Raw genomic sequence first — 18,881 nt, 5'->3', positions numbered from 1 at the left:
AAGGCGAGGTTTAAAAATGGATAAAAGAACACACGGCCCCGCCTTTGTGCGCCGCCAGATCCCGCTCACTGACTGCCCATCCTGTGCCGGGAAGGGGTTGGTCAAAGGGCTGTTTCATCAGCTCGACTGCATCGGTTGCCACGCGTCTGGCCTGGTTCACGCCGAAACGCTGGAGCCGCTGCCGGTGGACGACCTGGTCGTTCAGCTCGGCATGCTGATCCGACAGGGCGGTCGCCCTGCGATTCTTCTGCCGGGTGCGTCGAAGTCCACCGCTGAGCTGTATCAGCAAACCAACACGCGCGGGCCGGGTGGCTCGTCCTTCAAAGGGGATTGAGCATGCGAACCGCAGAACTGACCGAACACGAAGCGAAGGTCGCGCAGATGCTCGGCGATGCTTGGAACGAATACTTGAAGCTGCCCGTCGAGCATCCGATGGAACGCCAAGAGTTTTGCACTGCTATTCATGCGTGCCAGGACAAAGTCCTCGGGCGGGCTGGTCGCCGTGCTTTTCATTCGGTGGCTTCTGCCGCCAAAGGGGATTGAACCATGGCCTTCACACCAACATTTAAAGAACGCACCGCCGAGGATCTGCTGGAGCACTGGGGCCGCTGGGTCGTGCTGGGCTCTGGCGTGTCCTGCTGCGCCTCCCGCGAGAACACGATCCTGTCGCCGATGATCACTGATGACGACGCGCTGATGATTGACGGCCTGATGGGTCGTCTGCTGAAGCGTTACCCGGAATGCGGCCAGGTGCTGATGCGCTACTACACGAGCCGGGACGCGTCGCTGATGGAGGTCGGCAAGAAGATGAAGTTCGGCGAAGAGAAGACTCGGCAACTCTGGAAGGCCGGAGTCGCGTGGATTGATGGCGCGCTCGATATTCGTCGTCAGGCCGCTTGACAGGCCCGGGGTCTGGCTATAGATTTCAGTTACTTTGCGGTTTTTCCGCGTGCAAAGCCCGTCTCTGAGATGGGCTTTTTGCTTTCTAGAATTCACAGAGCCTCGGCATTTGCCGGGGCTTTTTCGTTTTCGGCTCCACCACACCCATTGCTCCGAGCTGGGAGTGCTGTTGGGGCCGATTCATATTTAGTCATGCAGTCGGAGTCGAGCGCATGGATCTTCTGCATCGCCTGTTCGACAAAGCTGAGTGGCTGATCGCGGGCTTGATTGGTGCCATCGTTGCGAGTTGGTGGCACAAGGACGATCTCACTGATTGGCGAGCCTGGGCGATATTTTTGGTCACTGGAGTGGCCTGTTCCTTGTATCTGACAGGCATGGTCAGCGCATATCTCGGTGTGACTGAGCCGAGCATCGTCGCCGGCATCGGTTTTCTTCTTGGCACCTTCGGCGGCTCACTCTTGGCAGCGATCAATCGCGCCATCAAAGCCGCGGACCTTTGGGCGCTGATCCGCCAGAGGTTCGGCGGAGGTAATCCACCATGAGTTACGAACTGATCAACTCCATAGCTTGCGGCTTAATTGCCTTGTGGGCGACCTGGTGTGTTCTGAGCGGGAAAGTGCGGGACGGCGTCATCGGCAAGCTGATCTATTCGGCGATCGCCATCAGCGGTTTCGTTGTGATGAGCCGTGAGCAGACCATCTTCGTGATGGGGCCGACCACTGCCGGGATCACGCTGCACGTTTCGCTGGCTCTTGCCGGTATGCGACACATCTTCATGGTCATCTGGTGGCAGCGGGTGAAGGCCTGGTTGTGCCGAACACTCAATTGCGAACATTGCCTGGGTTGCAATAAAGACCATGCGCCTGACAATCAACCCAAAGGCTGATAGATGAGGTGAGGCATGGTAGGTATCAGTGCCAGCACCACAGTGGAAGAGCTGTCTAAAGCGCTGCGTACATTGGGCGCCAAGCAGTTGCCTTTCGCATTTGCGCTAATGGCCACCCGATTGGCCGTGTTGGTGAAGAAAGGCGAGCTATCCGTTATGCGGCAGCGCCTGGACCAGCCGACCAACACCACCATGAACAGCCTATATGTGCAGGTCGCCAAGAAGGGCAAGCCAGAGTCGCGAACCTTCTTTAAGGATGCGTGGACATCTGGCGTACCTGCTGACACCTATCTTCAGCAGGTAGTGAAGGGTGGACGCAGGCCACATAAACGATTCGAGAAAGCGCTGATTGCTAAAGGCCTCATGAAGCCAGGGCAGTACGCAATCCCTGCACCATCTGCACTCAATCAATTCGGGAACGTACCACGAGGCACGATCATGAAGATCCTGTCAGGTCTTGGTGCGGCTGAGACGGTCAGTGGTGTGCAGGCCAATGCCACAGGCAGCAAACGCAGCAAGCGCAAGGGCAACGCCGACAAGTATTTCGCCGGCGATGTAGATGGTACACAGGGTATCTGGGAAAAGAGGAAGACGGCATTCGGTGATGCCGTTCGGCCCGTCTTTGTCTTCAGTGACAGCGAGCCTGGGTATCGAGTGATCATTCCGTTCTACAAGATCGCAGACAACATCGTGAAGGCGAACCGAGAGCGAGAGTTCGCCAGCGCGATGGATCAGGCGCTGTCGTCAGCCCGGGGCTGACGGGCAGGGCGGTGGGGCACCCCCCCTTTGGGTCCTTCCCGCGACCCCAGCCCCTTGCGGGTAATTCGGGCCCCGCCCACCAAATATGTATGACCTTTTTTCAGGGGTTGGTTGTTGTTTAATCATGGCCAAAAACGAAACAACCAAACAGCGCGGCTGGTTGAACAAATCCGAGATGGCTTCGAGCCTGGGGATTTCGCCGCAAGCCTTTGACAAATGGGGAGTTGCGCCTGTCGCACGCATTGGTCGAGAGGCGTTCTACACCGTGCAGAACGTGGTCGAAAACCGCGTTGAACACGCGCAACGGAAGCAGCAACCAGCGGGTGAGGGAACCGAAGGTCTCGATCCGCTGATCGAGTACAAGCTGCTCGAGGAGCGCCGCGGGTTGACCGCCGCCCAACGCATCGCCCAGGAGAAGAAGAACCAGGTGCTGGACAGGCAGCTGGTCCCGGTCCCATTCGCAACATTCGCCCTTGCCAAAATCGCCGCACAAATCGGCTCGAAACTGGACACAGTCGGCAAGACCGTCACTCGACGTCACCCGGAGGTTGACCCTCGGATCATCGAGTCGGTCGAGCGAGAGATCGCGCTCGCTCGAAACATTGCCGCCAGCTTTGGCGAGCAACTTCCGGAATTATTAGATGAGTACGTTGAGTCCATGGCTGAATGACCTTCGCAAGTCGATCAAGCTAGGACTTCAGGCGCTCTACAAAGAACCACCGCAGACGGCGGTTGAATGGGCAGACGCAAACTTCTACATGTCGGCCGAGTCCTCGTATAACGAAGGCAAGTGGACGACGGAGCCGTTTCAGGTTGCGATCCTGAACAGCATGGGCAACGACCTGATCAACGTCGTCAACTTCATCAAGTCGGCGCGGATCGGTTACACCAAGCTGTTGATGGCGAACATCGGCTACAAGATTCAGCACAAGCGCCGCAACGTGATGATGTGGAGCCCGACTGACCCGGACGCCGAGGACATCAGCAAGAGCCACGTCAACGGCATGATCCGTGACGTTCCGGTGCTGGGCGACCTGGCACCGTGGTTCGGGAAAAAGCACAGCGATAACACGCTGGACCAGAAGATCTTCGCCAACCGCCGCACGCTGTGGATCCGCGGCGGCAAGGCTTCGCGGAATTACCGCGAGAAATCCGCCGACGAGGTGATCTACGACGAGCTGTCGAACTTCGACGAAAGCGTTGAAGGCGAGGGCGCGCCAATCACTCTGGGCGACAAGCGACTCAACGGCGCGATCTATCCGAAGTCAATTCGCGGTTCAACACCAAAGCGCGCTGGGTCCTGCCAGATCACCAAGGCCGTTGAAGAGTCGCCGTACCTGCTCAAGTTTCACATCAACTGCCCTCACTGCCGACAGGAGCAGACGCTCAAGTGGGGCGGCAAGGATTGTGAGTTCGGCCTGAAGTGGGAAAAGAACGCGCTCGGTGAAGCCGAGAAAGCTTGGTATGTGTGCGAGCAAGCTGCCTGCGTTATCTGGCACAACGAAATGGTCGAGGCGTCCAAGACCGGCCGGTGGATCTGTGAACACACCGGCATCTGGACCCGCGATGGCATGGACTGGTTTGGGGTTGATGACGAAATCATCCGTACCCCGCGCTCTGTAAGCTTCAGTATCTGGGCGATCTACAGCACCTGGAGTACGTGGCTCAGCCTGGCCGAAGAATGGCTGAAGGTGAAAGGCGACGTCTCGAAGCTGATCACCTTTATCAACACCACGCGCGGCGAAACGTGGGACGACGACCAGGGCGAGAAGCTCGACTCCGAGGTTCTTTACGGTCGCCGCGAAGTTTATCCGCAGGTTCCGGCCCTCGGTCTGGTGCTTGTCGGCGGCATCGATACACAGGATGACCGCTTCGAGGGTCGCGTCTGGGCATTCGGTCCGGGCGAGGAAGCTTGGCTGGTTCATCGTTTCATTCTGATGGGCGACCCGGCCAGCGAAGAGCTTCGCCGCAAGGTTGGGCTGGAGCTGCACCGGCAGTTCACGCGAGTTGACGGCACCATCATGAAGGTGGAGCGCTGGACGTGGGACGCCGGCGGTCACTACGCAGATGAGGTCTATGCCGAGAGCCGCAAGCACGGCGTGCACTGGGTTGTTCCAATCCGTGGTGCAACCGTCTACGGAAAGCCGATCGCGAACTTCCCGCGCACAAAGAACAAGGTGCACAAAGTATTCCTCACCGAGGTCGGTACCGACAACGCCAAGGAACTGCTCTACAGCCGGATGGGGCTCCCCGTCGATACGGCTGCCTCCCAGGCGGGCGTGTCTCAGCCAGGGGTAGTTCACCTTCCGGCCAGCGACGCGATCTGCGACGAGTCGGAGGTGAAGCAACTCACCTCAGAAAAGAAAAAAGCAGCCATATCCAAAGGCAAGCGCGTGATGCGCTGGGACAGCGGCGGACGCCGAAACGAGGCGCTCGATTGCTTCGTGTACGCGCTCGCCGCGCTGCGCATCTGCCAGCAGCGGTTCGGGCTCGATCTCGATCTGTTGGTTGCTGCTGTAACTGGCGGCAATGAACCGGACGCTGAAGAACGGCCGCGGAAGAAATCCTCTCACTGGAATAAAAACTGATGGCCTACACGATCGAGCAATACAACGCCCTGCAGGCGGCCATCGCCGAAGGGGCGTTGTCGGTCCGCTATGCCGACAAGAGCGTCACGTACCGATCACTCGACGAGATGATGCGCATCCTCAAGCTGATGGCTACCGAGCTTGGGTTGAATGCTTGCAACGACGGTGGACGCCGTTACACCTCATTCTCCAAGGGATACTGACATGGGCATGATCGATAGCCTTTTCCCTGGGCTTGCGGCGAAGCGGTCTGAGCAACGGTTGAAAAAGCTGCGCACGGACATGGCTCTGGACATGATAAAGCGCCGCTTCGAGGGTGCAGCTGGTGGCCGCAGGAATGATGGTTGGCGCAGCGCGGGAACCGACGCCAACGCAGAAAATGCTCCAGCTCTTGCGGTTCTGCGCAATCGAGCGAGGGACATGCGCAGGAACAACCCCTATGCTGAGCGCGCCGTCACGGGTATCGCTGACAACGTGGTTGGCGCCGGTATCGTCCCACGTCCGATGGGCAAGGACCGCGACAACAAATCCCTCGTGGCACTCTGGAAGGCGTGGGCCGAAACCACGCTATGCGATGCCGACGGCTTGGAGAATTTCTACGGCCTGCAGCACAAGATCATGGAGACAGTCGCTGAGTCTGGCGAGTGCCTACTGCGCCGTCGTCGTCGATTCAGCTCCGATGGTCTGCCGGTGCCGGTTCAACTTCAGTTGCTTGAGCCGGACTTCCTCGATGAGAGCAAGGCAGGAATCGTCGGCTTGAATCGGATCATCCAGGGCATTGAGTTCGATGCCTTGGGCCGGCGGGTAGCGTACTGGCTGTTTGACGAGCATCCGGGTGGCAACCGTGTTTTTGGCTCGACGCAGTCAAAGCGCGTTCCCGCGGAAGACGTGATCCACATATTTCTACCGAAACGTCCGGGGCAGGCTCGGGGCTATACCTGGTTCGCCCCGGTCATGCAGCGCATGCGCAGCTTTGACGAGATGGAAGATGCGGTGATGGAGCAGGCGAAGATCGCCTCTTGCTTCGCTGCTTTCATCACCAAGGACGACAGCTCCAACCCACAATTGAAGAAGCCGCCTCTGCTGGACCGGGTGGAGCCTGGGATCATTCAGGAGCTTGGCTTCGGCGAGAGCGTCAGCTTCGGCACGCCACCGTCATTCAACGGCTACACCACCTACTCCTGGCAGCAACTGCACGCTATGGCTGTGGGCCTTGGCATTCCGTACGAGTTGCTGACGGCGGATCTCAAGGGTGTCAATTTTTCCAGTGGCCGTCTTGGCTGGCTCCACTTTGCCAGACGCATCGATGTCTGGCAGTGGCGGATGCTCATCCCTCAACTCTGTGACCCGGTCTGGCGCTGGTTCATGGAGGGGCAGGTGCTGTTACCCGGTGGCGTGCGGGATGACGTTAAGGCGCAGTGGGTCCCGCCTCGGCGTGACATGGTCGACCCGAAAACTGAAACCGATAACGTCAAGGACCGCGTCCGCAATGGCCTCACAACATGGCCCGATGCGCTGCGCGAACTGGGCGTGACAGATCCAAAACAACACGCGCAGGACATCGCCGATTCCAACGCCTTGCTCGACAGCCTTGGCCTGATCCTCGACTGCGACCCGCGAATGGTTGCGGCCGCAGGCGCTGCCAGTCAGACGCCACCACCCGAAGAGAAAACCGACGATGGCAAATCAGACACAGCCGACGACCAACAAAACTCATGAGACGCCGATGCTCAGCCTGCGCGCAGCCGTGCGGCCAGGTTCAGTGGATGTTGACGCTCGCACAGTTGAGCTGACTTGGACCACTGGCGCAAAAGGCCGCCGTTGGTCCTGGGATGTTGGCAGTTACATGGAAGAGTTAGAGGTCAGCGAGGACGCGGTGCGGCTCGATCGCCTCAATAACGGCGCGCCGTTCCTCAACGCCCATAACTCCTACGACCTGGACGACGTCATTGGCGTGGTTGAAAAAGCGTGGATCGAAGGATCCGAAGGGCGAGCCCTTGTACGGTTCAGCAAGCGTGACGACGTCGAGCAGATTTTCAAGGACGTGCAGGACGGAATCCTTCGAAATATCAGCGTCGGCTATGCGGTACACCGATACGAGGTTACCGAAAGCACGGACGACAAGCTGCCGACCTACCGTGCTGTCGATTGGGAGCCCATGGAGCTGTCGCTGGTACCGATCGGTTTCGACGATGGGGGCAAGTTCCGCAGCGCCAAGACTGCCGACGAATACAAGGGGCAGCGTTTCAACACCATTTTTGAAGTTCGGGAGGCAACTCAGCCAACCGGAACAACGGCCGCCGTGCCTACGACCCAAGAGGAAGATGCAATGACCGAAGAAGAGAAGCGCGCGGCGGAAGAAGCGAAACGCGCGGCCGATGAGAACTTGCGCCGCGAATCCGCAGAAGCGGAACGCAAGCGCAGTCTGAATATTCGCACCATGGCTCGCAAAGTGCAGCTGGATGACGAGGCGTTCATTGATGATCTGGTGGAGCGTGGCGTTTCCGTCGCCGACGCCAGTATTGCACTGATCGACAAGGTTGCCGAACGGCAGGCGAAGGATCAGCCGAACACCCGCAGCAGCCAACCGACCATCGTAACCGGTGGTCAAGATGTCACCGTCCTGAATGCCAAACGCTCAGCAATGCAGAACGCTTTGCTGCATCGTTGTGATGCCAGCATCAAGCTGGAAGACGCCGGCCGCGAGTTTCGCGGTATGCGCCTGGTGGACATGGCCCGCGAGTTCGTGGAAATGGCCGGCGGCAATGCTCGCGGCATGACGCCACAGGAACTGGCTCGAGCTGCGCTGGGCTGCGATCGCCAAGCTGTCCGCGCCGCCGGCATGCACTCCACCAGTGACTTCCCGCTGCTGCTGGGCAGCACCGTCAACCGCACCCTTCGCGATGCTTACACCAACGCACCACAGACCTGGCGCCCGCTGGGTCGCCAGACAACCGTGCCGGATTTCCGTGCTGTGACCCGCGCCGCCCTGGGCGATATCGCTGCGCTGGAGCAGGTCAAAGAGCATGGCGAGTACAAGTACGGCACGCTGTCCGAGGACGGCGCACCGATCAAGGTTGCCAAATTCGGCAAGATCATCGCCATCACCTGGGAAACCATCGTGAACGATGATCTGGGCGCACTAACTCGCATCCCGGCTGCTCTGGGTAATGCTGCCGCAGCTACCGAGTCGAACGTGGTGTGGGCCTTGCTGCTGGGCAATCCGAACTTCACCGACGCCGTTCCGTTCTACGACGCCGCTCACGGAAATCTTGCCGCAAGCGGCGGCGCCATCAATACCACCACTCTGGCAGCCGCTCGTGCCGCGATGCGCAAGCAAAAATCGAAGGCGGGCGAATTTCTCAACTTGTCGCCCGAGTTCCTGGTAGTTGGCCCAGACAAGGAACTGGAAGCCTTCCAGTTCACCAGTTCGGTTTATGTCCCAGCCAAGAACTCCGACATCAACGATGTTCGGAACGCATCGCTCCAAGTGATCGTGGACGCGCGCATCACCGGCAACCAGTGGTATCTGTTCTCTGCGCCTGGCGGCGTAGATACGTTCGAGTACGCGTACCTGGAAGGCGAGCAGGGCGTGTTCACGGAAACCCGTGAAGGCTTCGAAGTCGACGGTATGGAAATCAAAGCTCGCCTGGTGTTTGGCGCCGGCTGGATCGACTACCGCGGCACTTACAAAAACCCCGGCAACTAATTCGTCGGTCGTACCCAAAACCCAAAGGGCGCCACGCGGCGCCCTTTTTGTTTTCCAGTTCCAGTCTCTGAAGGGGACCATGCATGAAAACTTTCATCCAGCACGGCGACTGCATCACCGTCATCGCCCCGGCCGGCGGTACCGTCTCGGGCGAGCTTTACAAAGTCGGCGCGATCATCGGCGTTGCGGCCACTACTGAAGCAGCTGGTTCGCCGGTGGTGCTGAAACTCTGCGGCGTGTTCGGCTTGACCAAAATCAGTGCGCAGGCCTGGGCTCAAGGCGATCTGATCTACATGAACACCACCAGCCGGGCACTCACCAACGTTTCTGCAACCGGCCTCGTGCTGGTTGGCATGGCTGCTGATATTGCGGCCAACCCGAGCGCGACCGGTGCTTGCCGACTCAACGGCGTTTCTGCTCCGGCGCCGGTGTAATGGGCTGGGCCTCAATGGCCCAGCGCATGCTCGGCGTTTCGATCCGCACCTTCAGCGAACCATCGGCGTCCATCGATCCTGATGGCGCCGTGTACTGGCTGACCGATGGGGTAGAGCCGGGCGTGCCCTTGGCCCAAGCCGTGTTCGATAGCGCGCACGTCACGGTAGATCCGGAAACGGGTGCGCCGATATCGAGCCAAAACCCAATCCTTGGCGTTCGCCTGGTCGATCTACCGAACAAGCCGACGAGTCGTGACAGAGTCAGGGCGCGGGGTGAATTGTTCACGATCAACGATGTTCAGCCCGATGGTGTTGCTGGCGTGACGATCATTCTCCGAAAGGCTTGAACATGGCCCATCCACGCGAACTCATCCGCAAGCAGGCCGTTGCGATGCTGCTGAATGCCACCAATGCAGGTGCAAGCGTTTACGCCAGCCGCGTGGCGCCGCTGATTTCCAACGGCTGGCAAAGCGAGCTTCCTGCGATCATTGTTTACACGATGGACGAGTCGGGCGAGATCTTTAACCAAGCGCCGCGAGAGTACCGGCGGCGGGTGGAGTTGGTGGTTGAGATCCACGCTGAAGGCAACGTAGCACTGGACGACACCCTCGACACACTGGCACGACAAGTCGAACGCCTGCTGCTCATGGACGACACCCTCGGCGGGACCGCCAACGATCTGCAGTATGTGCGTTCGCGCATGGTGTTGCTCGATCAGTCGGAGCAACTGACTGGCGCGTGCCGCCTCATCTTCGAGGCGGAGTACTTCGACCGCCACCCTGACGACTTATTCAACGAAAGCCTGCCCGATCTGGACACGGTCACTACCGAGTACAGCTTGGACAACGCCCAACCCAATCCGGCGGATCGTGCAAAAACGATCATTGAGGACCTGAACCCATGACCACCCGAGTGCTGGTTAAACCTGTCGAGGGACGCCTGGTGCGGATCCCCGGCAACTATGAGGCGCTGCCTGCTGAGGGCAAGACGCTGGAAATCAACAGCTACTGGATTCGCAAGGCTGCGGCCGGTGATGTCGTGATCGAAACAGAACAGCCTGTGGTTCAGGCCCAAACCCCAAAAGGTGAGAAATAATGGCTATCGGATTCGACACCATTCCAGGGCCTGGATCGCTTCGCAAGCCGGGCGCCTACAGCGAGATCGACAACAGCCAGGCTGTACGAGGCCCGCAGTCGGTTACTTATCGACGCCTGCTTATCGGACAGAAACTGTCCGGTGGTACCGCCATGGCAAACGCCCTGGTTCGTGTGACCAGTGCAGCGCAGGCCGATACGCTGTTCGGTGCTGGCTCAATGCTTGCCGGCATGGTGCGCGCGGCGCTGGCCATCGACACCTACACCGAGTTGCAGGTGATGCCGGTGGTCGACAACGCAGCCGGCGCTGCCGCTACAGGTACTATCGTCTTCACCGGCCCTGCCACTGCTTCTGGCACCATTGAACTGCTGATTGCAGGACGCCGCGTGTCGGTGGGTGTCATCAGTGGCGACACTGCTACCGCCATCGGCACCGCTGCCGCCGCAGCAATCACGGCTGCTGCCGACATGCCGGTGACCGCGGCTGCCACCACTGGCACTGTGACGCTGACCAGTCGACACAAGGGCGAGACGGGCAACAGCTTGAGCGCCATGGTCAACTACTACACGGGGCAGGTTCTGCCTGCCGGAGTGGGCGTTACCTTCACCGCGTTTTCCGGTGGCTCTGGCAACCCTGCTCTGGGTAGCGCCCTGGCCGCCCTTGGTGATGAGTGGCTGCAAACGTGGGGTGTGCCGTACTCCGATTCCGCGAGTCTGGCCACCATCAAGACCGAGTTGTCCAGCCGCTTCGCCTGGAATCGCGAGATCGAGGCGCATGCTTTCGTGGCTGCGCGCGGTACTCAGGGCACGCTGGGGGCAATCGGTGATAGCCACAACAGCCAGCACCTGACGATCATCATGGCCAACGATGAACCGATGCCTGCTTATGAAAAGGCGGCAGAGACCATGGCCATTGCGGCTTATTACGCGGCCATTGACCCGGCCCGCCCAATTCAAAATTTGGCCTACACCTGGTGCCTGCCGCCAGTAGCGGCTGATCGCTTCACCAACGAAGAGCGAAATCTGCTGCTGTTTGATGGCATCGCCACGAGCAAGGTGGCCACCGACGGCACGATGCAGGTTGAGCGGCTGATCACCACCTATAAAACCAATGCCGCCGGCGGCTCCGACATCAGCTACCTCGACAGTGAAACTCTGCTCACCCTGATGTTCCTGCGCCATGACTGGCGTGACTACATCCTGCGCAAGTACCCGCGTCACAAACTGGCGAACGACGGTACGCGCTACGGCGCTGGCCAGCCTGTAGTGACTCCAGTGGTGATGAAGGCAGAGGCCATCTCGAAGTTTCGCGAGTGGGAGCGCCTGGGTCTGGTCGAGAACATGGCTGACTTCAAGGCCAACCTCATCAGCGAGCGAAACGCGAGTGACCCGAACCGGCTCGACATGTTGCTGCCGCCGGACCTGGTCAACCAGTTTCGCATCGTCGGTTCCAAAATTCAGTTCCGCCTGTAACGGCGATCGCCAGGAGATAACACATGGCAGGCAAAAACCGTATCGGGGGAACCATCGCCCTGAAGGTCAATGGCGACATCTACTTCGCCAAAGGCAGTTTCACCTACAACCTCGGCAAACCGAAACGCGAAGGCGTGGTCGGCGCCGACGTTGTTCACGGCTACAAGGAAACGCCTCAGGTTCCCTTTATTGAAGGGGAAATCACTGATCGTAACGAGCTGAGTCTCGAGGATCTGGTCACGCTCGATGAGGCGACCATCACGCTGGAACTTGCAAACGGCAAGGTTATCGCGCTGAGCGATGCCTGGTACGCGGGCGAGGGCACCGGCAACACCGAGGAAGGCAACATTGCCTGCCGATTTGAAGGCATGTCCTGCGAGGAAGTGAAGTAATGGCAAAGGAAAAAACGCTACCCCTGACTGAACCGGTCACGTTCGGCAAAGACACATTCACCGAACTGACGGTCACCCGCAAGCTGAAATACCTGCGTGGTCACGCCTTGCGCATTACCTCTGATGGCAAGGGCAACGGCGGCGCCGACATGGACTTCGCCACGCTGATCGACCTCGGCGCCAAGATGGTTGGCCATCCTCCTTCATTGCTCGACGAGCTGAGCGAGGACGATCAAGCCGCCGTCATCGGCGAGGCGCGCGATTTTTTGCTGAAGCACCTCGGGGGTGGGAAGGAGGCGTAACCGTCGTCGTCAAAGTTATGAGCGTCCAGCCATCGGAAGTCATGGAAATGGACTTCGAGGAACTGAACTGGTGGCTTGAACGCACCGAGGAGTGGGTAGGATGGCAGACAAAGGATACTCCTTAAGCCTGATCATTAAGGCCGTCGACCGCGTGACCGCTCCGTTGCGGGGAATCTTCGGCAAGGTCAGGGCGGCTAGCGCGGGCATAACCGGAGCGCTCGATCGAGTAGGTTTGCCGGTATTCACCAATAGCCTCAAAGGGGTAGGTGGAGCGGTTGCTGGCATTGGCAAGGCCGTGGACTCGAGTGCCCGGCGATTGCTTGGGCTCGGCGCCACCCTGGGCATTACCGGCGCAGCGTTGAACCTGTTCTTCCAAGGGTTCGCCGATGCAACCGGGGCGATCGGCGATACGGCTGAGCGTACCGGAATCAGTCGTGAGCGATTCCAGGAGCTGGGCTTTGCGGCGAAGCTGACGGGTTCTTCAGCAGAAACGCTGGGCGGCGCCCTGCAGAAGATGCAGCTCAACGTTGGCGCGGCCACGGCCGGCTCGAAAGAACTCAAGGAAATGTTCAAGGGCCTGGGCATCAACATCAAGGACGCATCAGGCAAGCTGAAAAGCTCGGATGCGCTGTTCGATACTTTCGTCGACCGAATTTCGAAGATCAAAGATCCGTCGCTGCAGGCCCAGGCCGCTGTGAAGATTTTCGGCAAGAGCGCCACTGAATTGCTGCCGCTGATCCGTGGCGGTAGCGCCGGGCTCAAGGAAATGTCCGACGAGGCTCGCCGTCTGGGGCTGGTCATTTCCGACGACGCGGTGCGGGAAGGTGAGGCGTTCGGCGATACGCTCGACACGATCCATGCCGCGCTGAGTGGCGTGGGCAATACGATCGGCAGTGCCCTCGTGCCGCAACTCAATAAGCTCGGCACTCAGCTGATTGAGACGATCGTCAAATACCGGCCTCAGATTGAAGCGTTTGCGACGTCATTCGCAGCGAATCTGCCAGGCAATATCGAGAAGATTACCGGTCTGCTCGGCGACCTTTATGACGGAGTTAAACCCGTTATAGATATTTTCGGTTCGCTCTCGGACACTTTTGGTGCTGCCAACTTGGTCTTCACTGCGCTCGGCCTGTACATCGGCGGTGGTCTGGTCATGGCTGTACTGAATCTCGCAGTGGCGCTGAAGGGGCTTGGCGTAGCAATTACCCTCACCCCGGTCGGCTGGTTCCTGGCTGCGGTCGCGGCAATCGGCGCTGCGGCGTTCATCGTTTACCGAAACTGGGACGCCATCGCCAAATTCTTTGAAGAAAAGTGGGCGAGCGTCAAAGCCGCGTTTGCGGACGGGATCATCAATGGGATTGTGAAGCTCTGGATGGAGTACAACCCAGTCACGCTGATGATGGAGGCATTCAACGGCTTAATCAAATACCTGACTGGATGGGATATTGCCGCGATCATTGGAGAAAAAATCTCCGGCATTGTTTCTATTTGGGCTGGTCTGAACCCGGTCACGCTGATGATGGATGCCTTCGCGGCGCTGATCAAATACCTGACCGGTTGGGACCTGGGGGCAATTCTGGGTTCCAAAATCGCTGATGCTGTTGTTGCCATCAAGAACGGTTTGCCGGACTGGGCAAAAAAACTCCTCGGCATTGATGGTGCCGTCGTGAGTGGTGGCGCGGAAGGCACCGCTCCGGCGGCCGGAACCTATGCGGCTGATACCGATCTCGGCCGTCGGGCCGCGCAGATTGGCCAGGAAGCCGCGCAGCAACTCGCGCAGCCGCCGCAGGCGGTGAAGGTGCAGGTTGACCTGAACAACGTCCCGCCGGGCTCCAAGGTGAAAACCGAGGGCAGCCAGGGCGCGACGTTCGACACCGACATCGGCTTCTCAATGATGGCCCCATAACTGGAGCTCCCCATGGCTTGGCGAGACAACTACCGCGCCGCGACCTTTCGCGGCGTGGGCTTTTTTGTGGCCACGGCAGACAGCAGTCACGGCCGTCGCCAGGCGGTTCACGAAACAGCGCAGCGCGATATCCCGTTCGTCGAGGACCTTGGCCGCAAGGCTAGAGAGTTCAGCATCACCGGGTATCTGCTGGGCAAGGAATACGACGTCGCCCGGGAAGATCTGATCAAGGCGTGCGAAAAGGAAGGCCCTGGCGTGCTGGTTCATCCATACCGTGGAGAGCTGAACGTGGTTTGCCGCGGCCTGACCGTCAGCGAATCGTCGGATGAAGGCGGCAAATGCACAATCTCGATGACGTTCCTCGAGGCGGGCGAGGCTTCGTACCCATCGGCGAAGGTCGATAGCGTCAATGCGATCAGCGAAAAGGGTAACGAAGTCACGGATGCCGCCAAGGAAAGCTTTGTCTCCGACTTCCTTACGAAAGGCTACCCGTCGTTTGTGGCTGATGCCGCGACTGCGCAAATCAAGGATTTGAGTGATTTCCTGAGCTCGCCAGAATTCATCGTTTCCAGCGATATACAGGCGGTCTCGGACTTCTACGATAAGGTCAAAAGCATCGGTTCCGATGCATTCGACCTGATCCAGTCGCCGTTCGATTTCGCCGAAAGTGTCGTCGACGCGATCGGTAGTATCCGCTCGGCGTTCGGTGGTAGCGCTTTCAAGATGCTGACCAGTCTTTACGATCGGTATTTTTCGAGCGGTGACGATGGTGATGTACCGGTTGTGGTGGCGAACACCACGCCGAGCAGGAAGCAGGTCGCGAAGAACTCCAGAGCCATCTCAGCGCTTGTGCGGCAATCAGCTATTTCGCAGGCGGCATCTGCCGCAGTGGTCACGCAGACCACGGAAGAGGTTTCGAACGGGGGTACGAAGACGGTGTCGTCCCCGACTAAATACGACAGCTATGAATCGGCGATCGCTGTGCGCACGGAACTCGCGGATCGTCTGGATGTGGAGAGTGAATCTACGAGTGATGATCTGGTGTACGTCGCGCTCACGGATTTGAGAACGGCCGTCGTACAGGCGGTACCTGATCCCGATCAGGATCTGCCTCGGCTTGCGAAGTTCTCCCCGCGCCAGACGCTGCCTTCTTTGGTTGTTGCCTACCAGCTTTATGGGGACGCAGGACGGGCTGATGACATCATTGCGCGCAATGATCCCCGACGGCCTGGTTTTTTGACTGGCGGTCAATCGCTTGAGGTGCTTGTAAATGGATGACCTTGAGTTGCTGGTCAATGGAATGAATTACGCCGGCTGGACCCAGGTCGGCGTTACCCGGGCCGTGGATGCTTCTTCGGGGGCGTTCACGGTTACGCTGACAGAGCGTTGGGAAGGGCAGGATGGCTTGGCTGCGCAAACTGAGCCCTGGCCAATTCTTCCAGGTGACCGGTGTGAGGTCAGATTGGGCGGTGTACCGATGGTGATCGGGTACGTAGACATCTTCAAGCCTTCGTTCAGTGCGAACGATCACACCATCAACATTCAGGGGCGGGATCGAACTGCCGACCTGATCGATTGCAGTGCTGTGCACACCCCGGACGAGTGGAAAAACATCGACTTGCTGCGGTTTGCCCAGATCCTGGCAAAGCCGTTTGGTGTCGGGGTGTCGGCCGACGTACCGGTGGGTGACCCGTTTCCCGTGTGCAAGCTGCAACAGGGTGAGACGGCCTTCGAGGCGATCGAGCGATATGCGCGGCAACGCCGTCTGTTGCTCATGCCTGACGGTGCCGGCGGATTGTTGATCACCCGGGCGGGTAACAGACGAGCGTCGGTTGGATTGGTGCAGGGAGAAAACATTCTCAGTGCGTCGGGCAGCATCGATCACAGTCAGCGCTTCAGCAATTACGTGGTAAAGGGACAGGCGGCTTACGACCCAACCAGTGAAGGTGAGACCGAGGCACACATTGAGGCTGGTGCCAGTGACAGTGGGGTCAGGCGCTACCGACCAATGCTGGTCGTCGCCGAGTCGGGAAGCACGAGCGGCAGCGCCCAGGAGCGCGCAACGTGGGAGGCCAACAGCCGGTTGGGTAAGTCGGCCTCGGCAAGTATCACGGTGCAGGGCTGGCGGCAGCGCCCCGGCGGCCCGCTATGGGAGCCGGGCATGCTGGTGCAGGTCAAGTCTCCGTGGCTACGGATGGATGGGCAAATGATCATCCGCCAGGTCACATACGAGCGCGGCGAGGGTGGCACCACCACCAAGCTTGACATCGTGAGCCCGCAGGCCTTTTCGCCAGAACCGCCGGACTCCAAGAAGGGATCAAAGGGAAAGACCGCCAAGAAGGGCGGCCGAAACATTTGGGCTGAGGCCATAGGGGAAGAGGACAAGAAAGATGGGTAACCCAGTTCGAGACCTTGGCAACCGCGTGATGATGATGTTCGGTCGTGGCGTTCTGCGCGGTGTAAATGACGCGAACGGTAGGCAGCAAGTGCAGGTCGAGCTTTTGAAGAACGAACTGCGTGACGGCGTTGAGCACATGCAGAACTACGGCTTCACCAGCCACCCCACTGGCGGCGATGTTGCCGTGGCGTTCCTCGGTGGCAATCGGGAGCAGGGGATTGTGCTCGTTATCGACGACCGTCGGTTCCGCATTCCGCTGCAGGCTGGCGAGGTTGCCATATACGACGATCAGGGAAACAAAATCGAACTGCTGCGCGACATGGTGAAAGTCACCGCCATTCAGCACGTCGAAGTGGTGGCGCCGACGATCAAACTGGTCGGCGACCTGGAGGTAGTCGGCAACATCACCACCACCGGTACCGTCACCAATAACGGCAAGGACATAGGCAGCACCCACCGGCATGGCAACGTGACCGTTGGCAGTGCGAACTCAGGAGTGCCCATTTGATGGCCGACGCAGCGATGGTAATGACCGAGTTCGGCGGCGACCTGGTGCTGTTTGGGTTCGACCTTGAGCGTGACGATGGCCTGGAAACGGCAGTCATCATCAGCCTGTTCACCGACCGGCGCGCGAGCGCAGAACAAATTCCCCCTGAATACCCGCAAGACGATCTGCGCGGTTACTGGGGCGACATCACCAACGCATCTGCTACTGACCAGACAGGTTCCCTGCTCTGGCTGCTGGCGCGCGAAAAACAACTTCCGCAAACCCTGAGCCGCGCCGAGCAGTACTGCCGCGAGGCTCTGGCCTGGATGATCGACGACCTGGTATCGACAAGGATCGATGTAGTCGCGTCATACATATCGCAGGGCTGGATGCTGCTGGTGGTCGATATCTACCGGCCTACCGGGCAAGCGGTCCGCTTCCAGTACAACTACGAATGGTCGGCTCAGGCCGGCAAGAGGGCTGCCTGATGCCATTTGCAAGACCGACACTTCCGGAGCTCATCGACCGGGTTACAACCGATATCAGTGGGCGGGTTACTGGCGTTCAAAGCGCGGTACTTCGCCGATCACTGCTTGGCATCCTGGCTCGTTCAGAGGCCGGCGCCGTGCACATGCTGTACGGGTTCCTTGAATGGGCCGCGAAACAAGCGATCATCGATACTGCCGAAAAGGAATACCTTGAGCGATGGGCCGCCATTTGGAAGGTATTTCGCAAGTCCGCCGATTATGCGACGGGCGCGGCGCTGCTCTCCGGCGCAATTGGTTCCACGGTTCTGGCCGGAACGATCCTCCAGCGGCAGGATGGAGTGCAGTACCGTGTTTTGGCTGATGGGACATTCACCGATACGACGTTGCAGCTGACGATCGTGGCAGTGGAGGCCGGTGCCGCGGGCGACACTCCGGCAGGCACGCCGCTATTTTTGCTGTCACCAGTGGCTGGCGTTCAATCGACTGGGGCTGCCGCAAGCGACATAGAAGGTGGGCTCGATGTTGAGACGGATCCACAGCTTCTCAGTCGATTGCTGAAGCGAATCCAGAAACCACCGCACGGCGGGGCAGAGGCTGATTACGAGCTGTGGGCCCTTGAAGTTCCGGGGGTTACCCGGGTGTGGGTTTACCCGCTCCAAATGGGCGCCGGCACCGTGACGGTTCTGTTCGTGTGCGATGGCGAGACGGACATAATCCCGACACCGGCCAAGGTTGCTGAGGTTCAAGACTACATCGATGACGGAACCCGGCGCCCGGTTACGGCCGAGGTGTTTGTGGCTGCTCCAATCGCCGATCCGCTCAATATGACCGTGAAGCTGTCGCCAAACACTGCCGCAGTCCAGGCAGCAGTGAGAGCTGAAGTCGCAGACCTGATCGTTCGCGACTCCAAACCCGGGTCCCCAATCCTGATAAGTCGATTGCGTGAGGCTGTTTCGATTGCGGCAGGTGAGGCTGATAACGCCATCGTCACCCCGACCGCCGACGTCGCGCACGGCGCTGGGCACATGGCGATCCCCGGAACCATAACCTTCTCCAGCTTTTAAG

24 protein-coding genes are annotated in these 18,881 nt (G+C 59.3%); all 24 read left to right on the top strand.

Going from position 1 to position 18,881, the window contains the following annotated elements; genetic code table 11:
* Nucleotides 1-16 precede the first annotated feature (16 nt).
* The 24 genes from L6D74_RS12235 to L6D74_RS12120 all read left to right on the top strand — a co-directional run bounded on the left by L6D74_RS12235 (nt 17) and on the right by L6D74_RS12120 (nt 18,880).
* Nucleotides 17-334: a hypothetical protein gene (locus L6D74_RS12235; protein WP_236189328.1), complete on the top strand. Its 318-nt coding sequence runs from the start codon at nt 17-19 to the stop codon at nt 332-334.
* A 2-nt stretch (nt 335-336) separates the two neighbouring features.
* Nucleotides 337-543, top strand: coding sequence for a hypothetical protein (locus tag L6D74_RS12230; RefSeq protein WP_236189327.1), 207 nt, complete (start codon nt 337-339; stop codon nt 541-543).
* Between the two features lie 3 nt (nt 544-546).
* The gene (locus L6D74_RS12225) at nt 547-900 is read left to right on the top strand and encodes an antiterminator Q family protein (protein ID WP_236189326.1); all 354 of its coding nucleotides are present in this window, start codon (nt 547-549) and stop codon (nt 898-900) included.
* A gap of 212 nt (nt 901-1,112) precedes the next feature.
* Nucleotides 1,113-1,442: an MFS transporter gene (locus L6D74_RS12220; protein ID WP_236189325.1), complete on the top strand. Its 330-nt coding sequence runs from the start codon at nt 1,113-1,115 to the stop codon at nt 1,440-1,442.
* Nucleotides 1,439-1,786: a hypothetical protein gene (locus L6D74_RS12215; protein WP_236189324.1), complete on the top strand. Its 348-nt coding sequence runs from the start codon at nt 1,439-1,441 to the stop codon at nt 1,784-1,786. The genes L6D74_RS12220 and L6D74_RS12215 overlap by 4 nt, the downstream gene beginning before the upstream one ends.
* Nucleotides 1,787-1,801: 15 nt before the next feature.
* Nucleotides 1,802-2,545 (top strand): hypothetical protein, encoded by a 744-nt coding sequence (locus L6D74_RS12210; protein ID WP_236189323.1) that lies wholly within the window; start codon nt 1,802-1,804, stop codon nt 2,543-2,545.
* Between the two features lie 124 nt (nt 2,546-2,669).
* A complete protein-coding gene (locus L6D74_RS12205; RefSeq protein ID WP_236189322.1) occupies nt 2,670-3,215 on the top strand; it encodes a terminase small subunit in 546 nt (181 codons plus the stop codon).
* The gene (locus L6D74_RS12200; protein ID WP_236189321.1) at nt 3,187-5,133 is read left to right on the top strand and encodes a phage terminase large subunit family protein; all 1,947 of its coding nucleotides are present in this window, start codon (nt 3,187-3,189) and stop codon (nt 5,131-5,133) included. Before L6D74_RS12205 ends, L6D74_RS12200 begins: the two co-directional genes overlap by 29 nt.
* Entirely contained in the window at nt 5,133-5,336 is a 204-nt protein-coding gene (locus L6D74_RS12195) for a phage head-tail joining protein (RefSeq protein ID WP_236189320.1), read from the top strand. The genes L6D74_RS12200 and L6D74_RS12195 overlap by 1 nt, the downstream gene beginning before the upstream one ends.
* A 1-nt stretch (nt 5,337) precedes the next feature.
* The gene (locus L6D74_RS12190; protein ID WP_236189318.1) at nt 5,338-6,852 is read left to right on the top strand and encodes a phage portal protein; all 1,515 of its coding nucleotides are present in this window, start codon (nt 5,338-5,340) and stop codon (nt 6,850-6,852) included.
* 7 nt (nt 6,853-6,859) lie between these two features.
* Nucleotides 6,860-8,842 (top strand): prohead protease/major capsid protein fusion protein, encoded by a 1,983-nt coding sequence (locus L6D74_RS12185; RefSeq protein WP_236189317.1) that lies wholly within the window; start codon nt 6,860-6,862, stop codon nt 8,840-8,842.
* Nucleotides 8,843-8,925: 83 nt separating this feature from the next.
* Nucleotides 8,926-9,276: a DUF2190 family protein gene (locus tag L6D74_RS12180; RefSeq protein WP_236189316.1), complete on the top strand. Its 351-nt coding sequence runs from the start codon at nt 8,926-8,928 to the stop codon at nt 9,274-9,276.
* Between the two features lie 14 nt (nt 9,277-9,290).
* A complete protein-coding gene (locus L6D74_RS12175) occupies nt 9,291-9,623 on the top strand; it encodes a head-tail joining protein (protein WP_236189315.1) in 333 nt (110 codons plus the stop codon).
* A gap of 2 nt (nt 9,624-9,625) precedes the next feature.
* Entirely contained in the window at nt 9,626-10,180 is a 555-nt protein-coding gene (locus L6D74_RS12170; protein WP_236189314.1) for a hypothetical protein, read from the top strand.
* Entirely contained in the window at nt 10,177-10,371 is a 195-nt protein-coding gene (locus tag L6D74_RS12165) for a DUF2635 domain-containing protein (RefSeq protein ID WP_236189313.1), read from the top strand. Before L6D74_RS12170 ends, L6D74_RS12165 begins: the two co-directional genes overlap by 4 nt.
* Nucleotides 10,371-11,843, top strand: a complete 1,473-nt coding sequence (locus tag L6D74_RS12160) for a phage tail sheath subtilisin-like domain-containing protein (RefSeq protein WP_236189312.1) — start codon at nt 10,371-10,373, stop codon at nt 11,841-11,843. Before L6D74_RS12165 ends, L6D74_RS12160 begins: the two co-directional genes overlap by 1 nt.
* 23 nt (nt 11,844-11,866) lie before the next feature.
* Nucleotides 11,867-12,235: a phage tail tube protein gene (locus L6D74_RS12155; RefSeq protein ID WP_134786243.1), complete on the top strand. Its 369-nt coding sequence runs from the start codon at nt 11,867-11,869 to the stop codon at nt 12,233-12,235.
* On the top strand, nt 12,235-12,537 hold the full coding sequence (locus tag L6D74_RS12150; protein WP_134786244.1) for a hypothetical protein: 303 nt from the start codon (nt 12,235-12,237) through the stop codon (nt 12,535-12,537). Before L6D74_RS12155 ends, L6D74_RS12150 begins: the two co-directional genes overlap by 1 nt.
* Before the next feature lie 100 nt (nt 12,538-12,637).
* Entirely contained in the window at nt 12,638-14,443 is a 1,806-nt protein-coding gene (locus L6D74_RS12145) for a phage tail tape measure protein (RefSeq protein WP_236189311.1), read from the top strand.
* Between the two features lie 12 nt (nt 14,444-14,455).
* Nucleotides 14,456-15,721, top strand: a complete 1,266-nt coding sequence (locus L6D74_RS12140) for a DNA circularization protein (RefSeq protein WP_236189310.1) — start codon at nt 14,456-14,458, stop codon at nt 15,719-15,721.
* Complete coding sequence (locus tag L6D74_RS12135; protein ID WP_236189308.1) at nt 15,714-16,841, top strand: phage baseplate assembly protein; 1,128 nt, start codon at nt 15,714-15,716, stop codon at nt 16,839-16,841. The genes L6D74_RS12140 and L6D74_RS12135 overlap by 8 nt, the downstream gene beginning before the upstream one ends.
* Nucleotides 16,834-17,349 carry a phage baseplate assembly protein V gene (locus L6D74_RS12130; protein WP_236189307.1) on the top strand — a complete coding sequence of 172 codons (516 nt, stop codon included), beginning with the start codon at nt 16,834-16,836 and terminating at the stop codon, nt 17,347-17,349. The genes L6D74_RS12135 and L6D74_RS12130 overlap by 8 nt, the downstream gene beginning before the upstream one ends.
* On the top strand, nt 17,349-17,816 hold the full coding sequence (locus L6D74_RS12125; RefSeq protein ID WP_236189306.1) for a phage GP46 family protein: 468 nt from the start codon (nt 17,349-17,351) through the stop codon (nt 17,814-17,816). The genes L6D74_RS12130 and L6D74_RS12125 overlap by 1 nt, the downstream gene beginning before the upstream one ends.
* On the top strand, nt 17,816-18,880 hold the full coding sequence (locus tag L6D74_RS12120; protein WP_236189305.1) for a baseplate J/gp47 family protein: 1,065 nt from the start codon (nt 17,816-17,818) through the stop codon (nt 18,878-18,880). Before L6D74_RS12125 ends, L6D74_RS12120 begins: the two co-directional genes overlap by 1 nt.
* The last annotated feature ends 1 nt before the right edge of the window (nt 18,881 follow it).

It is taken from the genome of Pseudomonas pharyngis, from assembly GCF_021602345.1.
Lineage (GTDB): Bacteria > Pseudomonadota > Gammaproteobacteria > Pseudomonadales > Pseudomonadaceae > Aquipseudomonas > Aquipseudomonas pharyngis.
This window is presented reverse-complemented; position numbering and strand designations above follow the sequence as displayed.

Coding starts and splice junctions, on each gene's coding strand:
- L6D74_RS12155 (WP_134786243.1), top strand. CDS start 11,867: ATGGCAGGCAAAAACCGTATCGGGGGAACCATCGCCCTGAAGGTCAAT.
- L6D74_RS12165 (WP_236189313.1), top strand. CDS start 10,177: ATGACCACCCGAGTGCTGGTTAAACCTGTCGAGGGACGCCTGGTGCGG.
- L6D74_RS12120 (WP_236189305.1), top strand. CDS start 17,816: ATGCCATTTGCAAGACCGACACTTCCGGAGCTCATCGACCGGGTTACA.
- L6D74_RS12210 (WP_236189323.1), top strand. CDS start 1,802: ATGGTAGGTATCAGTGCCAGCACCACAGTGGAAGAGCTGTCTAAAGCG.
- L6D74_RS12185 (WP_236189317.1), top strand. CDS start 6,860: ATGCTCAGCCTGCGCGCAGCCGTGCGGCCAGGTTCAGTGGATGTTGAC.
- L6D74_RS12150 (WP_134786244.1), top strand. CDS start 12,235: ATGGCAAAGGAAAAAACGCTACCCCTGACTGAACCGGTCACGTTCGGC.
- L6D74_RS12205 (WP_236189322.1), top strand. CDS start 2,670: ATGGCCAAAAACGAAACAACCAAACAGCGCGGCTGGTTGAACAAATCC.
- L6D74_RS12125 (WP_236189306.1), top strand. CDS start 17,349: ATGGCCGACGCAGCGATGGTAATGACCGAGTTCGGCGGCGACCTGGTG.
- L6D74_RS12140 (WP_236189310.1), top strand. CDS start 14,456: ATGGCTTGGCGAGACAACTACCGCGCCGCGACCTTTCGCGGCGTGGGC.
- L6D74_RS12230 (WP_236189327.1), top strand. CDS start 337: ATGCGAACCGCAGAACTGACCGAACACGAAGCGAAGGTCGCGCAGATG.
- L6D74_RS12160 (WP_236189312.1), top strand. CDS start 10,371: ATGGCTATCGGATTCGACACCATTCCAGGGCCTGGATCGCTTCGCAAG.
- L6D74_RS12175 (WP_236189315.1), top strand. CDS start 9,291: ATGGCCCAGCGCATGCTCGGCGTTTCGATCCGCACCTTCAGCGAACCA.
- L6D74_RS12220 (WP_236189325.1), top strand. CDS start 1,113: ATGGATCTTCTGCATCGCCTGTTCGACAAAGCTGAGTGGCTGATCGCG.
- L6D74_RS12225 (WP_236189326.1), top strand. CDS start 547: ATGGCCTTCACACCAACATTTAAAGAACGCACCGCCGAGGATCTGCTG.
- L6D74_RS12190 (WP_236189318.1), top strand. CDS start 5,338: ATGGGCATGATCGATAGCCTTTTCCCTGGGCTTGCGGCGAAGCGGTCT.
- L6D74_RS12215 (WP_236189324.1), top strand. CDS start 1,439: ATGAGTTACGAACTGATCAACTCCATAGCTTGCGGCTTAATTGCCTTG.
- L6D74_RS12135 (WP_236189308.1), top strand. CDS start 15,714: ATGGATGACCTTGAGTTGCTGGTCAATGGAATGAATTACGCCGGCTGG.
- L6D74_RS12180 (WP_236189316.1), top strand. CDS start 8,926: ATGAAAACTTTCATCCAGCACGGCGACTGCATCACCGTCATCGCCCCG.
- L6D74_RS12195 (WP_236189320.1), top strand. CDS start 5,133: ATGGCCTACACGATCGAGCAATACAACGCCCTGCAGGCGGCCATCGCC.
- L6D74_RS12145 (WP_236189311.1), top strand. CDS start 12,638: ATGGCAGACAAAGGATACTCCTTAAGCCTGATCATTAAGGCCGTCGAC.
- L6D74_RS12235 (WP_236189328.1), top strand. CDS start 17: ATGGATAAAAGAACACACGGCCCCGCCTTTGTGCGCCGCCAGATCCCG.
- L6D74_RS12170 (WP_236189314.1), top strand. CDS start 9,626: ATGGCCCATCCACGCGAACTCATCCGCAAGCAGGCCGTTGCGATGCTG.
- L6D74_RS12130 (WP_236189307.1), top strand. CDS start 16,834: ATGGGTAACCCAGTTCGAGACCTTGGCAACCGCGTGATGATGATGTTC.
- L6D74_RS12200 (WP_236189321.1), top strand. CDS start 3,187: ATGAGTACGTTGAGTCCATGGCTGAATGACCTTCGCAAGTCGATCAAG.